We start from the raw sequence: 14422 nt of genomic DNA on the forward strand, positions 1-14422 counted from the left end.
GAACAGTCGGTTCAGGCGGGACTTGGCCGCGTGCGAGATGAATATGAAACCTTCCATCAAGAAAATCGCCTTCCTCGTGGCAAAGCCCGGCCTGTCGGATGCGGCGTTTCGATATCACTGGCGTGAGATCCACGGTCCTCTCGTCGCCGGCTCACCGGGCTACCGCAGCTGGCGCCTGCGCTATGTGCAGAACCATGTCATGGCGGCGGGGCCTGTGGGCTCTCCCTTCGCCTTTGCCGGCATGGCGGAATTCTGGCTGCCGGGTTCCTCGCCGAACGAGGACGCCTTCTCCGCGACGGACGTGTACCGGGACCGGATTGCCCCGGACGAACGCAATTTCATCGACATGAACCGGACAATCTCCTTCGCGGCCACCGAACAGGTGCTGAACGCCGGCAAGGCGCCTGTGAAGGTCATCACCCTGTCGCGGCGTCCCGCGGGGCTCGACGAAGCCGGCCAGCGCATGCTGCTTGCACAGATGGTGAGCCGTCCGGGTCGCATTTCTCCCCGGGGATGGCGGGTCGATCATGCCATCGCGGGCACATTCCGCCTGCCTGGCGCCGCCGTTGCGGAGCCGCTCGCCATCGACTGTATGGAGTCGCTCTGGTTCGACAGTGAGAACGACATGCACGCCCATTTCCGCGAAACGCGGGAGGAGCGGACGCACATATTCACCGACGATGGGCAAATGTCGTTCATCGCCGATGAATATGTCTTCCACGACCTTTTCAACGATCGATGAAACGTGCCCTGCGCCCCTCAAGAAAGGCCCGCACACCCTCGCCGCTGTCGATGCCCGCAACGAGATCGGCCGACAGCGCCTGACAGTCGAGATAGGTATCCATCCAATCCTGGCCGGCCTCTGCGATGGACGCGACCTTGCGGGCGCGGATGGCGGGCAGGCTTTTTCCCGCGATCGTCCGCGCAAGCTCCATCGCCTTGGCCTGGACGTCCGCGCGCGGCACAACGTAGTTGAAGAAGCCCGTCGTCTCGAGCTGTCGCGCCGTGAAGCGCTCACCCGTGAAATACATCTCACGGATCTTCGCCTGCGGCACATTGAGCGATGCAAGGAGCCCCGAGCCGCCGCCGACGAGACCATAGTCGATTTCCGGGCAGGCAAAGACCGCATCCTCCGCCGCGATGCGGAGATCGCACAGCGCGGCCAGGATGACGCCGACGCCGATGGCCGCGCCGTTGATCGCGGCGATAATGGGCCGTTCCAGATTGCCGAGCCGTGGGATCTGCTCGTTGATGAAGCGGTAGCGCTCCTTGCGCTTCTCGCTGGTCATCCCGACAAAATCGTTGAGGTCGGCCCCGCCGCACCACGCCTTCGCCCCATCGGGCGCCGTGAGCACCACGACACGGATTTCGGGCTCTGCCTCGATGGCGCCGCAGAGCGCTCCGATGTCCTCATAGACCGATATCGACACCGCATTGACCGGCGGACGCGAGAAGACGACGGAGGCGACACCGTCGACGTCGACTGTCATCGTGAAAGAACCGAACTTGTGTTGCATGGCAACCTCAAACGAGCGGGATCGGCAGGCGATAGACACGCACCGCGGTGTTGTGGAACAGGGCGGCCTTCTCGGCGGTGCTGGCGCCCGCGGCGAGCCGCTTGAAGGCGTTCCACACGACGGGATAGGAGAACATGCCCTTGTCCACGGGGAAGTTGCTCTCGAACATGCAGCGGTCCACGCCGAAGGCTTCGATCGCGGTCTCGACCAGCGGCTGCCAGGCCCGGGCCAGATCGCCGGAGGATGGCGGACGCGGGCCTTCGTGCCAGGTCGCGCCCGTCACCACCATGCCCATGCCGCCCATCTTGATCGCGACATTGGGGCAGGCAGCGAGCATTCGGATGTTCTCCCGCCATTGGCGGAACGTCTCGTCCTCACGTCCCTTGTAGGGCCCGACGCCGAGCGGGCAGCCAAAATGGTCAAGCACGATGGCCAGTTCCGGCAGGAACCGCGCCACCTCGATCAGATCCGAGAGCTGGCTGTGGTAGAGCATCGCGTCAAAGCTCAGACCGTGGCGGGCGAGGGTCGCCAGGCCCTCGCGGAAATCGATGCGCTTCAGGAGCCCTTCCGGAGAGGGCCGCAGGGCGATGCCATTCGGAAAATGGGGATCGCGCGTCACGAGGTGACGCACGCCGCGAAACCGCTCCGGCGATGCCGCGCTATGCGCCGCGATCACGCGCTCCACCGCACCGCCGAGCGTAAGATCGGCCTTGCCGACGATCCCGCGGCAGAGCCCGCGATCGGCTAGATCCGGCCGCGCCGCGAGTGCCTTCTCAATGGCCTCGGTTTCGCCAACCGGCTTCAGTTCCTCCGGGCCCTCAATGCGGTAGCTGGAATGGGCTTCGACGAAGACGGTCGCAACCACACGATGGCCGTGCCCGATATCCTCGGCGAGATCTGCAACACCATAGGGATTGCCCTCCTGCGCCCAGATATGATGGTGCGGATCCACGATAGGCAGCGACGGATCGAGGATATCCTCATCCTGCAAGGCCAGCCATTCCACCCTCGGGTTGGGATAGCGAAGTGCCCCGGTAAACTCGAGCGCCATCGGCGACCTCCATAAAATCGAAGTTTATTCGGTAATATCCTGCTCTACGCATATCTGTCAAAGCGCCCGCCTGTTGCGCCTCCCGAAATCGGGAAGGCGCCGCATGTCGAAAGCCTGCCAACAGCAGATAGATATGGCTTTCATACGAGAGAACCCATGTCTTTCGTCGTGCAGGGCCAGGGCGAAGCATTGACAAAGCCGCAACGAAGATCTAACACGAAAATAATTCGGAAAAAATGCAATTGCACGCATGAAGATGCCGCAAACCTGTCGCGGCGCCTTTCGGAGGGAGGACACCATGAAACATCTGCAGTATGGGCTCGCGGCTCTGGTCCTGACCGCCAATCTGGCGATGGCTCCCGCCCGGGCGGACGGGCCGGGCGTCACCGCCGACACCATCACCCTCGGCTCCTGGTCGGCCCTGACCGGCCCCTTCGCCGTCTATGGCGTGCCCGGAGTCGCCGGGCAGACGGCCTTCTACGGCAAGTTGAATGCCGAAGGCGGCATCAACGGGCGCAAGATCCGTGTAATCACCGAGGATCACGCCTACAATCCGCAGCAGGCGGTCGCTGCCGCGCGCAAACTCGTCAACCGCGACAAGGTGCTGGCCATCCAGGGCGCCTATGGCACCGGGCCGAGCGCTGCAGCCTTTCCCTACCTCCAGCAGGAGGGTGCACCTTTCGTCATGCCCTATGCCGGGGCGCTTGACTGGTATGAGCCGCCGCGGCCGCTCATCGTAGGCGCGCAGACCCTGCTCGACTATCAGGCCCGGGCGGTCGGCCGCTGGGCGGGCAAGGACGGGCACAAGAATGTCGCCGTCGTGCACGCGGCCGTCGCGGCCTACGAAAAGGTGGCGTCCAATGTGGGACCTGGCGTCAAATCGGCCATCCCCGACGCCACAGTCACCATGGTTCCCGTCAAGCTCGGCACCACGGACTATGCGCCGATCGCGCTTGAACTGGCCGGCAAGACGCCTGACGCCGTCGTCTTCATCGGCACGATGCAGGAGCTTGTCGCGCTCGCCAAGGAATTGAAGCAGCAGAAGGTCAAGACCAGCCTCTATACCTATGGCGGCAATGTCGCGAATGACCTGATTACCCTGGGCGGCGAAGCCGTCGAAGGGTTGCGCAGCGTCTCGCTCACGCTCCCCGTTAACAGCGATGCACCCGCCGTCGCGGCCTATCGGGAGGCGCTCGCCAAATTCGCGCCGAACGAGAAGCCCGACTACGGCTCGCTCCTCACCTATGCGCTTGCAATGGTGACCGCCGAGGCGATCCGCAACGCCGGCGAACCGCTCACACGCGAGAGCCTGATGACAGGCTTCAACACGCTGAAGGATTTCGACACGGGCATCATCGGCAAGGTCACGGTCACGCCAGAGCGGCACCTCGGCACGACCGAAGTCATTCCGGTCGAGATCAAGGGCGGTCAGTGGGCTACGGCCGGCACATTCGTGGACGCCCTATCCAACTGGTAACGCACTCCAGCAGGAAGCGCAGCCGTTGCTGTGACGGCTTGCGCCTCTCCTTGTGATCGCGAGACGGTCTGAACGAGCCCCCTCTTTCCAATGAGGTCCCATGCACGACCTGTTGCCCGTGATCGCTGCCGGCATCGTCAGCGGTTCCGCCTATGCGCTCCTGGCGCTCGGTATCGTCATCATCTTCCGCTCCACTGATACGGTGAATTTCGCCATCGGGGATATGGCGACGCTCGGCGTCTATATCGCGGTCACGGCCATCGGCTTTGGCGTGCCGGTCGCCGGCGGCCTCTTGATCGCTATCGTCGTCGCCGGCGGAACGGGCGTCCTGACAGAACGGTTCCTGATCCGCCCGCTGGGAGCCGGCCACAAGAGCCTCTTCATCGCGCTCGTCGTCACCATCGGGCTCGGCCTGGTGATTCATGCTGCGCTCGGCGCGATCTGGGGCCACCGCCCGACAACCATTCCGGCCATCATTCCCGGAACGGCGAGCGTCTTCGGCGTCGCGCTGACCTGGAACAAGATCGTGGCGACCGGCATCGCCCTGGCGGCGATGGCGCTGGTCGCCTGGTTCTTCCGCTTCACGCCCATGGGCGTCGCCATGCGCGCGAGCGCCGAGGACCACTTCGCCGCGCGCATCGTCGGCATCAATCCGGGGCGCATCGCAGCCATTGCCTGGTTCCTCGGCTGCGGGCTGGCGGCCATCGCCGCCTTCTTCCTCGCGATGGACACCTCGGTGAACGCCAACCTCACGCTGGCCGCCCTCTTCCGCGCCTTCGCGGGCGTCTTCCTCGGCGGACTGACATCCATGCCCGGCGCGGCCATCGGCGGCTTCGCCATCGGCATCCTCGACAATCTCGCCGGACGTTATCTCTCGGCGAATTATCGCGATACCATCGTCTTCGCCGTCATCGTCGCGGTGCTGTTCGTCAGGCCCTCCGGCTTCCTCGGCGCCGGCCGAAAGGAGCGGGTATGAACGCTTTATCCCGCAGCCTCCTCATCATCGGCATTGGCGCCGCTGTCGCCCTGCTCGTCGGCTTCGCCGAAGGCTACAGCCAGTTCGTCATCGCCTCGGTCGCCTTCGTCTCGATTTCCGTGCTGGCGGTCTCGACACTCGCGGGTCTCACCGGCATCTGGTCGATGGGGCATATGGCCTTCGTCGCTTTCGGCGCTTATCTCTCGGCCCAGCTTGCCCTGCGCGGCTGGCCCGTCGAGGTGGCCATTCCCCTCGCCATGATCGGCGCAGGCTCCGTCGGCTTCCTGCTCGGCCTCAGCGCAGGGCGGTTCTCGGTGCTCTACTTCGGCCTCCTGACGATGGCCCTGTCGCTGGCCGCCAGCGAGATCATCGGCCACTGGACCGAGGTCACCGGCGGCGACGAGGGCATTGCCGTCACCCCGGCAATCAGCCTGATGCTGGGCCGCGAACTCGACCTCGGCGACGCTGTCGTGCTGTGCGTTCTCCTCGCGACGCTGGCCTTCCTGCTCACCGAGATCATCGCCCGCGGCCCCATCGGCCGCCGATGGCTCGCCATCAAAAGCCAGCGAACCGCGGCCACCGCCATCGGCCTGAAGCCGCAGCTGGACAATGCTTCGGCCTTCGGGTTTTCAGCCGCCATCGCATCTCTGTCCGGCATCGGCATAGCTTTCTCGATAGGCTATCTCGATCCCGTGGGCTTCGACCTGAACATGGGCGTGAAGCTCATCGTCGCGACAGTGGTCGGCGGCGCAGGCAGCCTGCTCGGCGCGCTCCTCGGCGCGGCCTTTATCGTCGTCGTGCCGGAAATGGCGCGCAACGTGCCGGCCTTCTCCGAATTCGTGTTTGGCATCGCCACCGTGCTCACGCTCCTCTTCCTGCGGCAGGGCATCGTGCCCAGCATCGGCGCCGCCCTGAAGCGGCGGTCAAAGACACGAAAGCCGGAAACGCCTTCCGACCAGGCCTTGGACAGCCGCGCCATCGCCCAGGTCGTCGGCACGCTGCTGCCGCCGGCAACCGAAACCCTCGAGGCCAGAGACCTCGCCGTCGAGTTCGGGGGCGTGAAGGCCCTGCAGGGTGTCGGCCTGACATTGCCGCCGGGCCGCTCAGTCGGTCTGATCGGCCCGAATGGCGCGGGCAAGACAACCTTCCTCAACGTCCTGAGCGGCTTCTATCAAGCGACCTCCGCCGAGGCGGTCCGGCTCGGCCCCGTCGATCTCACGATCCTGAAGCCGTCCGACCGCATCGGCATCGGCTTCGGACGCACCTTCCAGCACGCGGAACTGTTCGGCGATCTCACGCTCCGCGAGACATTCGCGGTCGCTGCGCTCCAGGGGGCGGCCCGACGCCGGGCGCACGGCCTGCCGAACATGACGGCGGCCGAAGTCGCTGAGCGGATCATCGCCGGGCTCAACCTTGGTGCAGTCGCAGACATGAAGCCCGGTGAACTGCCTTTCGGCATCCAGAAAGTCGCCGATGTCGGACGCGTGCTGGCCACGGGCGTCTCCGTGGTCGCCCTGGACGAGCCTTTCGCCGGCCTCGACGCCGGCGAGCGCGCCGCGATCCGCACGATCCTCCAGGGCATGCGTGCGGCTGGGGTCTCCATTCTCATCATCGACCACGCCGTGCAGGAGGTGATGGGCATTTCCGACCGTGTCGTCGTGTTCGAATTCGGCCGCCTGCTGGCGGAGGGCTTGCCCGATGAGATCCGCAACCATCCAGAAGTCCTGCGCGCCTATTTCGGCGAGGATGCCGTGGACGCCAGAAAGGTGATGACCGCATGAGCGCCCTTCTCGCCGCCCGTGGCATCGGCCATCGCTATCAGGGCGTTCTCGCTCTCAACGACATCGAACTCGATGTGCCGAAGGGCACGTTCATGGCGATACTCGGCCCGAATGGCGCGGGGAAGTCGACGCTGGCGCAGATCCTCGCCGGCGCGATCCGGCCCGCCAAAGGCCAGATCCTGCTTGAGGGCGCTGACGTGACGGCGCGCGCCGGCCGGCAGGGTCTCATCCGCAATGGCGTGGCGCTCATCCCCGAAGGCCGCAGGCTGTTCGGCCAGCTTACCGTGGACGAGAACCTGATGCTCGGCGCCTATGGCCAGCCGCGCGCGGTGCGTGAGGCGCGGCTCGAAAAGGTTTATGCGCTGATGCCCGAGGCGGTACGCCAGGGCAAGCATCGCGCGGCCGTCACGCTCTCGGGCGGCGAGCAGCAGATGCTCGTCGTCGGACGCGCGCTGATGGCCGAACCGCGCGCCATTCTGATCGACGAGCCCTCACTGGGCCTGGCGCCGATCCTCACCGCCAAGGTCTATGACCTGCTGTCGGGGCTTCGGCGCGGCGGCGTGACGGTGGTCGTCTTCGAGCAACTCGCGACCCATGCGCTGCGACATGCCGACAGCATCGTCGTCATCAATCAGGGCGAGATTTCCTTCCGCGGCGGCGTCGATGACGAAGCGACGCATGAGGCGCTGCGCACGGGCTATCTCGGTCACTGAACTGTCGCGACAGATAAGCCGGTACCGCGCAGGCCATGGACAAAGCCTGCCCTGCGCCACGATCAGAACGCCACACCGAGCGGCGGAAAGGGAATAAGACATGCCCGTCAAATCCGAAGAGATTGCCACCCTGATCGAACTCTTCAACGAATCCGACTGGGACGAGCTGCATGTCGCCATCGAAGGGCTCCAGCTCTTCCTGTCGACCGATCCCAATGCCAGGCTTTACCCGGGCAGTGCGGCCGTCACGGCGGCACCCGCACCAGCACCCGCACCCGCAATTTCTGTGCAGCCCGTAGCTGTCCAGGCTCCTGCGGCCAGGCCGACAACGCCCGCGCCGGCCCAGGGCGAGGCTGTTCCGGCCCATTGGGTTCCCGTGAAGGCCCCCAATCTCGGCACCTTCTACCGCGCCCCGAAGCCCGGCGCCGCACCCTTCGTCGAAATCGGCCAGGCGGTTGAGGCCTCCACCGAAATCTGCCTGCTCGAGGTGATGAAGCTGTTCACGGCGGTGCAGGCCGGCACGAAGGGCACGGTTCGCCGTGTGTGCGTCGACGACGCCGAGATGGTCGAGCACGGCCAGGTCCTCTTCTACATCGAACCATGACAGGACGGCCAAGGATATGGCGATCAAGCGCCTTTTCATTGCCAACCGCGGCGAGATCGCGGTGCGCATCCTGCGCGCGGCCGAAGCGCTCGGCATCGAGACTGTCATCGGCATTTCTGCCGCGGACAAGGACAGCCTGGGCGCACGGATGGCGGACCGCGCGGTGGTGCTCGGCCCCGCACCGTCAGGCCAGAGCTATCTCAACGTCAATCTGATCCTTCACGCCGCGCTTGCAACCGGTTGTGACGCGCTGCATCCGGGCTACGGCTTTCTCTCCGAAAAGCCCGAGTTGTCGCGGCTCTGCGCGGAGCACGGCATCACCTTCGTCGGCCCGCGACCGGAGACGATCGCGACCTTGGGTGACAAGCTCGGCGCGCGTGCGCTCGCGCTCGAGGCGGGTGTTCCCACTGTTCCCGGCACCGACCATATCGCCGGCGTCGCCGAGGCGAAGGCAGCGGCCGAAGCCCTTGGCTATCCCGTCGTCATGAAGGCTTCCGCGGGCGGCGGCGGGCGCGGCATGTTCAAGGCGTCGTCTCAAAGCGATATAGAAACCTCCTTCGCGCGCGCCTCGCGCGAGGCGGAAGCCGCCTTCGGCGACAGCCGGCTCTATATGGAGCGCTTCGTCGAGCGTGCCCGGCACGTGGAGGTGCAGATCCTCGGCGACGGCGAGGGTAACGTCCTCCATTTCGGGGAGCGTGACTGCACGGTCCAGCGCCGTTACCAGAAGCTGATTGAGGAAGCGCCATCGGCGGCCCTCTCGGCCGCTGTCAGGGAGCGCCTGCATGCAGCCGCTGTCCGGCTGACCGCCCATGCGCGCTATCGCAACGCCGGGACGGTCGAATTCCTCTATGACGTGGACCGCGACGACTTCTATTTCATCGAAGTGAACTCGCGCATCCAGGTCGAGCACCCGGTCTCCGAGGCCATCACCGGGCAGGACCTGATCGGACTGCAACTGCGCGTCGCCGCCGGCGAGGGCCTCGGCCTGCGTCAGGGCGACATCACCATCGCCGGGCACGCCATCGAGGTGCGCATCAATGCCGAGGACCCGGGGCGCGATTTCATGCCCTCCCCTGGCCGCGTCACGCGTTGGGGACCGCCGGAAGGCCCCGGCCTGCGGCTCGACAGCCACGTCTACGAGGGCTATCTGGTCCCGCCCTTCTACGATTCCATGGTCGGCAAGCTGATCGCCCATGGACGCTCACGCGAGGAGGCGCTCGATCGTTTGCTCGCGGCCGTGAAGGCTTTTCGCATCGAAGGCATCCGCACCACCCTGCCGCTCGACGCCTTCATTCTCGACCACCCGGACTTCCGCGCGAACACCATCACCACACGCTGGCTGGAGGACCGCGGCCTGCCCGCCTTCCGGCCCGACACGGAGTAGCCCCATGGCTCGTATCGAGTTCCTTGATGAAACCATGCGCGACGGCCAGCAGAGCCTGTGGGGCCTTCGCATGCAGGCGGGCATGGCGTTGCCCGTATCACCGCTCATCGATCGCACGGGATTTCGCACCATCGACCTGACCGGCGGCGGCATGCTGGATGTGCTGACGCGCTATTGCCACGAGAACTACTGGGAGGGCCTCGATCTTCTTGTGGCCTCCATGCCGCATACGCCCGTCAGGGCGGGCCTGCGCGCCAACGCCAATGTCACCTTTGGCGTTACGCCCGACGCGCTGATGGATCTGTGGGTGCGCCGCCTCTGCGCCCATGGCGTGCGATCCTTCTGGATCTACGACGTCCTCTTCAACATCGACAAGATGACGCGCCTCGCCAAGGTCGCCAAGGAGGCCAAGGCCGAGGTGGCGGGCGCGATCATGTTCGCCCTGTCCCCCGTCCATACGGACGAATACTATGCCGACAAGGCTGATCAGCTGTCGGCGTCACCCGATATCGATACGCTTCTGCTCTACGATACCGCGGGCGTACTGGAGAAAGAGCGACTATCAACGCTCGTGCCGGCCATCGTGGCAAATGCACGCGGCAAGAAAATCGAGATGCACGCGAACAATCTGCTCGGCCTGTCGGCCAAGGCCTATCTCGATGCCATCGACCTCGGCGTATCGATCATCCACACGGCAAGCCGGCCCATGGCCAATGGCCCTTCCGTGCCCTCCACCGAGATCATGGCGCGCAATGTGGAGCTGAAGGGCCATAGCCATGGGCTCGACACATCGCTCTTCAAGCCGGTCGCCGATCACTTCGAGGCGGTCGGCAAGGCGGCGGGATTCCTCGTCAATCAGTTTGCCGAATACGACGTGTTCTCCATCGAACATCAGATTCCGGGGGGCATGATGGGCACCTTCAAGGCCCAGCTCGCCCAGCACAATATGATGGACCGGCTGGGCGATGTCCTGGACGAGGTTGCGCGCGTCCGCCGCGAGCTCGGCTATCCCGGCATGGCGACCCCCTTCAGCCAGCTCGTCGGCATCCAGGCCGTCCTGAACATCGTCACGGGCAAGCGCTACGGCACGGTGCCCGACGAGGTCGTGCAATATGCGGCCGGCTTCTACGGCAAGACCGTCGCGCCGGTGGACGAGAATGTGCTCGACCGGATCATGGCCTCGCCGCGTGCCAAGGACGTCCTGGCCAATCCGCCACAGCAACCGACGCTGGAGGACCTGAAGAAGCAATACGCGACCGACGATGAGGACGAATTGATCCTGCGCGCGACCGTGCCGGCGGCCGATATCGCCAAGATGCGGGCGGCCGGGCCTGTCAAGACGACTTACCCGCTGCTGTCGTCGCCGGAGCTGGAACAGGTGCGCAAGCTGATGAAATTGACCCGCTCTCCGGTCATCGAGGTCAAGTCCGCGGGAATGACCGTCTCGCTACGCCGTAACGCGTGACGAGACTTGCGGCGGTTGGCGGGGTGCTACTCCTCGAGCTGCGCCCTCGCCCATCCGCTTCCTGCCATGGTAAGGAGCGCGAAGGGCCCGCCGAGATAGGCGGGAAATCCGAGTTCCGCCACTATGGCATAGTCGGCCAACTGACGGTCCGCCTCCGCCAATCCCGCACCATGGGCCTCGGCGGCGAAAAGCGCGCGGGACAACAGCCGCGCCGCCTGTCCCTGCCAGCCGGCGGATGGTGCATCGATCCATAAGCCCGTGGTCTGCGCCGATGTCAGTGGCGCACAAGAGGGCAGAGGCACGACCGGCGGCCGAGACGCGTGTCCGTTGGTATCCGGCAAGGACGGCAAAGGTTTCGTGAAGCCCGCCTGAACAGCCGCCGGCTCGGCCAGCGCCCGACCCATGCGGTTCGCTTCGAAGGCGAGCGCCCGGCCCACATCCTCGACCAGCGGCGCCAGCCAGGGCGGCAGGCCCTTGTCCTTCGCCGCGCGCTGATAGGCCTGGCGGCCGTGAAACAAGGTCGCCACCATCGCCCAGGGCTCCGGCCGCAGAAGAAGCCGTGCCAGAGCGTCGCGTTCGATTGCATTGGCGCGGTCCATGGGAAGCGACAGGCCCCGCTCGAGGCAGTCGAGCATGGCTGTGACAGCCGGATAGTGCCCCTTGGCCTTGGCTTCACGGTCCCGACGGAGGGCCGCCAGTCGCGTCGGCGAAGGCGCGGGCACCCCGCCCGGGCGATCCCAGGGCGGGAGCCAATCCGGCACGCTCTCCAGCCATGCGACTGCCGCAGCGACGGTCTCCCCCGGCGCTGCGAGCGCATGGGCGGCACCCGCTGCGACGGCCGCTTCCGCCGACAGCCATGTCCCGTCGAACAACATGGGAACGGCGGCATCCAGCCCGATAAGGCGCGGAAGGCGCTGGGTGCCGCCACCGGCTGGGAATAGACCGACGGTGATCTCCGGCAGTCCCAGAGCGGCCGTACTCCCAGACGCCATGACCCGCCAATGCCCGGCGAGCGCCAGCTCGCAACCGCCGCCCAGCGCCGGGCCTTCGATCGCCACGGCGATCGGCGGGCCTGCCGTCTCGAGACGGCGGAAAGCGCGCGTGAAGGGTGCGAAGTGGGCATGAAGGGTGACAAAGCGATCGTCCGGCGCAGCCGCCGCAACCATGGCATGGATCGCCTCGAACGCCGCAAGGTCGGCGCCGGCGCAGAAACCGCTCGCCTTGGCCGAGGACAAGACGAGACCTGTAAGGCCGCTTTCGGGCAGCCAGGCGGCCATCCTCTCCAGATCGGCGAGCGCTGCCGCCCCGAGCACATTCACCTTGCGCCCCGGCGAATCGAAGATGAGATGGCCGATCGCCGGCCTCACCATCTCAAAGCGGAAGTGGTCGAGATGGAAAGGCGCGTTCGCGATCATGGCTCTGCTCCGCACTCCACGGCATTCTCCTGCAACAGGAATACCGGTCGCAGTATGGTCACCTCGTGGAGCGAATTTGACATTTGAGTCCCGCCTGACATGAGGCTCCAAATCAAATGTCAAATTCAAAGCTCCACTAAAACCATTAACTTACTAGTGGTTCTCCTGACTCCGACATTTGCTCCGAGGCTCGTATCAGGCGGATGCAAATGTCGGAGCAGAACCACTAGTGGAGCGAATTTGACATGTGAGTCCCGCCTGACATGAGGCTCCAGATCAAATGTCAAATTCAAAAGCTCCACTAAAACCATTAACTTGCTAGTGGTTCTCCTGACTCCGACATTGGCTCCCAGGCTCGTATCAGGCGGATGCAAATGTCGGAGCCGAACCACTAGTGGAGCGAATTTGACATGTGAGTCCCGCCTGACATTAAGCTCTCGATCAAATGTCAAATTCAAAAGCTCCACTAGAACCATTAACTTGCTAGTGGCTCTCTTGACTCCGACATTGGCTCCAAGGCCCGTATCAGGCGGATGCAAATGTCGGAGCAGAACCACTAGAAGCCAACTTGGTCACCACCCTTGGTGCCCAGCATGGCCCGCGCTTCCTCGGGAGTGGCGATGTCGAGGGAGAGTTCCTCGAGAATGCGCCGGCTTTTCGCGACGAGCGCCGCGTTGGATGGTGCGAGTTCGCGCTTGTTGAGGAACAGGTTGTCCTCCAGCCCGACGCGGACATGGCCGCCGAGAATGGCACCCATGGTCGTGAAGGGAATCTGATAGCGGCCAGCGGCGAGGATCGACAGGTAGTAGTCGTCACCGAACAGGCGGTCGGCGGTCGCCTTCATCGACATCAGGTTCTCCGGCTCCGGCCCGATGCCGCCGAGCACGCCGAAGATCGCCTGCACGAAGAACGGCGGCTTGACGATGCCGCGCTCGGCGAAATGCGCGAGATTGTAGAGATGGCTCGTATCATAGCATTCGAACTCGAAGCGCGTGCCGAGATCGCCGAGCTCCAGCATGGCCCGCTCGATCTGCGCGAAGGTGTTCGGCATGATGTAGTCTTTGGTATTCTCCAGATACGGCTTTTCCCAGTCGTGCTTGAATGCGGCGATCCTGGCCGTCGCACCGGAGAGATTGAAGTTCATCGAGCCCATGTTCATCGAGGCGAGTTCGGGTTTCGCCCATTTCGCCGCGCTCAGACGCTCGTCCATGCTCATGCCAAGCCCGCCCCCCGTCGTGATATTCACGATGGCGTCGCAGGCCTGCTTGATCTGCGGAAGGAACAGGCGGAAGGCGTCAGGCGACTGCGTCGGCTTCGCCGTCTCCGGGTCACGTGCGTGCAGATGCAGAATGGCGGCGCCCGCAGCTGCCGCCTCGATCGCCTGTTCGGCGATCTGGGCGGGCGTGACCGGTAAATATGGCGACATTGACGGCGTATGCACCGAGCCAGTCACGGCACAGCTGATGATGACCTTCTTAGAGCGTTTCATGGGTTTTCCTCCTGTCGTGCCGAACCGCCTCTCCGCATTGCGAAGCGATATGTCACAGTGATTGTCGACGAGGCGCTGTTGCGGCAAGGCGATCGATCGTGCCGCGGCCGGCGGCCAATCCTCCGCGTCGTGTGAGCCTGTGGTCGATCAACCCCATCACGGTGGCATGCCTCCTTGCTCACGTCGCTGGCGCAGAAACAGAATTATATTCGGATTTTATATTTTGCAATCCTATGTCTTTCAGTTCTCTCATAACGGTGCTAATCAAATGCGCGAAACGTTTCCCGAATATTTTCCGGGAAATATGGCGGTTGTCGCAACATGGCAGGTGGAGCGAGCCATCAAGGGAGGCTCGGCCGAGGCGGTTTCCGGGACGTCCTGCGCTACACGGCAACACGCCGACGCGTTTCGGATTGGCTTTGCTGCCTAAAAATACTCAGGCGCTGCTCATTCAAAGGGAGGGTACATGCGGAATAAGCGTTACGAGGACGCCTCGTCAGCACTGGACGATGTTCTGTTTGACGGGATGGTGATCATGGCCGGCGGTTTC

The 14422-nt window shown here is 64.5% G+C and carries 12 protein-coding genes; 8 read left to right on the forward strand and 4 right to left on the reverse strand.

Features of this window, described 5'->3' with window-relative positions; all coding sequences use genetic code 11:
• Positions 1 to 43 precede the first annotated feature (43 nt).
• Positions 44 to 742, forward strand: coding sequence for an EthD domain-containing protein (locus tag C7450_RS09950; RefSeq protein ID WP_170147168.1), 699 nt, complete (start codon positions 44 to 46; stop codon positions 740 to 742).
• On the opposite strand, the gene C7450_RS09955 is transcribed toward C7450_RS09950, so the two are convergent.
• On the reverse strand, positions 729 to 1517 hold the full coding sequence (locus C7450_RS09955; protein WP_110374267.1) for an enoyl-CoA hydratase/isomerase family protein: 789 nt from the start codon (positions 1515 to 1517) through the stop codon (positions 729 to 731). The two genes, C7450_RS09950 and C7450_RS09955, sit on opposite strands and share 14 nt — an antisense overlap.
• Before the next feature lie 7 nt (positions 1518 to 1524).
• Positions 1525 to 2568: an amidohydrolase family protein gene (locus C7450_RS09960; protein ID WP_110374268.1), complete on the reverse strand. Its 1044-nt coding sequence runs from the start codon at positions 2566 to 2568 to the stop codon at positions 1525 to 1527.
• 298 nt (positions 2569 to 2866) lie between these two features.
• Between C7450_RS09960 and C7450_RS09965 the strand changes: the two genes are divergently transcribed.
• From C7450_RS09965 to C7450_RS09995, 7 genes are all read left to right on the forward strand, one after another.
• Positions 2867 to 4045, forward strand: a complete 1179-nt coding sequence (locus C7450_RS09965; RefSeq protein ID WP_170147169.1) for an ABC transporter substrate-binding protein — start codon at positions 2867 to 2869, stop codon at positions 4043 to 4045.
• Positions 4046 to 4145: 100 nt separating this feature from the next.
• Complete coding sequence (locus C7450_RS09970) at positions 4146 to 5021, forward strand: branched-chain amino acid ABC transporter permease (protein ID WP_110374270.1); 876 nt, start codon at positions 4146 to 4148, stop codon at positions 5019 to 5021.
• Positions 5018 to 6802: a branched-chain amino acid ABC transporter ATP-binding protein/permease gene (locus C7450_RS09975; protein WP_110374271.1), complete on the forward strand. Its 1785-nt coding sequence runs from the start codon at positions 5018 to 5020 to the stop codon at positions 6800 to 6802. The genes C7450_RS09970 and C7450_RS09975 overlap by 4 nt, the downstream gene beginning before the upstream one ends.
• Entirely contained in the window at positions 6799 to 7515 is a 717-nt protein-coding gene (locus C7450_RS09980; RefSeq protein WP_110374272.1) for an ABC transporter ATP-binding protein, read from the forward strand. The genes C7450_RS09975 and C7450_RS09980 overlap by 4 nt, the downstream gene beginning before the upstream one ends.
• A gap of 100 nt (positions 7516 to 7615) precedes the next feature.
• Complete coding sequence (gene accB / locus C7450_RS09985) at positions 7616 to 8119, forward strand: acetyl-CoA carboxylase biotin carboxyl carrier protein (protein WP_110374273.1); 504 nt, start codon at positions 7616 to 7618, stop codon at positions 8117 to 8119.
• Between the two features lie 16 nt (positions 8120 to 8135).
• Positions 8136 to 9503 (forward strand): acetyl-CoA carboxylase biotin carboxylase subunit, encoded by a 1368-nt coding sequence (locus tag C7450_RS09990; RefSeq protein WP_110374274.1) that lies wholly within the window; start codon positions 8136 to 8138, stop codon positions 9501 to 9503.
• 4 nt (positions 9504 to 9507) lie between these two features.
• The gene (locus tag C7450_RS09995; protein ID WP_110374275.1) at positions 9508 to 10968 is read left to right on the forward strand and encodes a pyruvate carboxylase; all 1461 of its coding nucleotides are present in this window, start codon (positions 9508 to 9510) and stop codon (positions 10966 to 10968) included.
• A 26-nt stretch (positions 10969 to 10994) separates the two neighbouring features.
• Here the strand turns inward: C7450_RS09995 and C7450_RS10000 are convergent, their stop codons facing one another.
• Together C7450_RS10000 and kce are read right to left on the reverse strand one after the other, a co-directional pair.
• Positions 10995 to 12383, reverse strand: a complete 1389-nt coding sequence (locus C7450_RS10000; RefSeq protein WP_110374276.1) for an enoyl-CoA hydratase-related protein — start codon at positions 12381 to 12383, stop codon at positions 10995 to 10997.
• Positions 12384 to 12939: 556 nt separating this feature from the next.
• A complete protein-coding gene (kce, locus tag C7450_RS10005) occupies positions 12940 to 13872 on the reverse strand; it encodes a 3,5-dioxohexanoate:acetyl-CoA acetone transferase (RefSeq protein ID WP_110374277.1) in 933 nt (310 codons plus the stop codon).
• Positions 13873 to 14422 lie beyond the last annotated feature (550 nt).

Source organism: Chelatococcus asaccharovorans (assembly GCF_003201475.1).
Classification (GTDB): Bacteria; Pseudomonadota; Alphaproteobacteria; order Rhizobiales; family Beijerinckiaceae; genus Chelatococcus; species Chelatococcus asaccharovorans.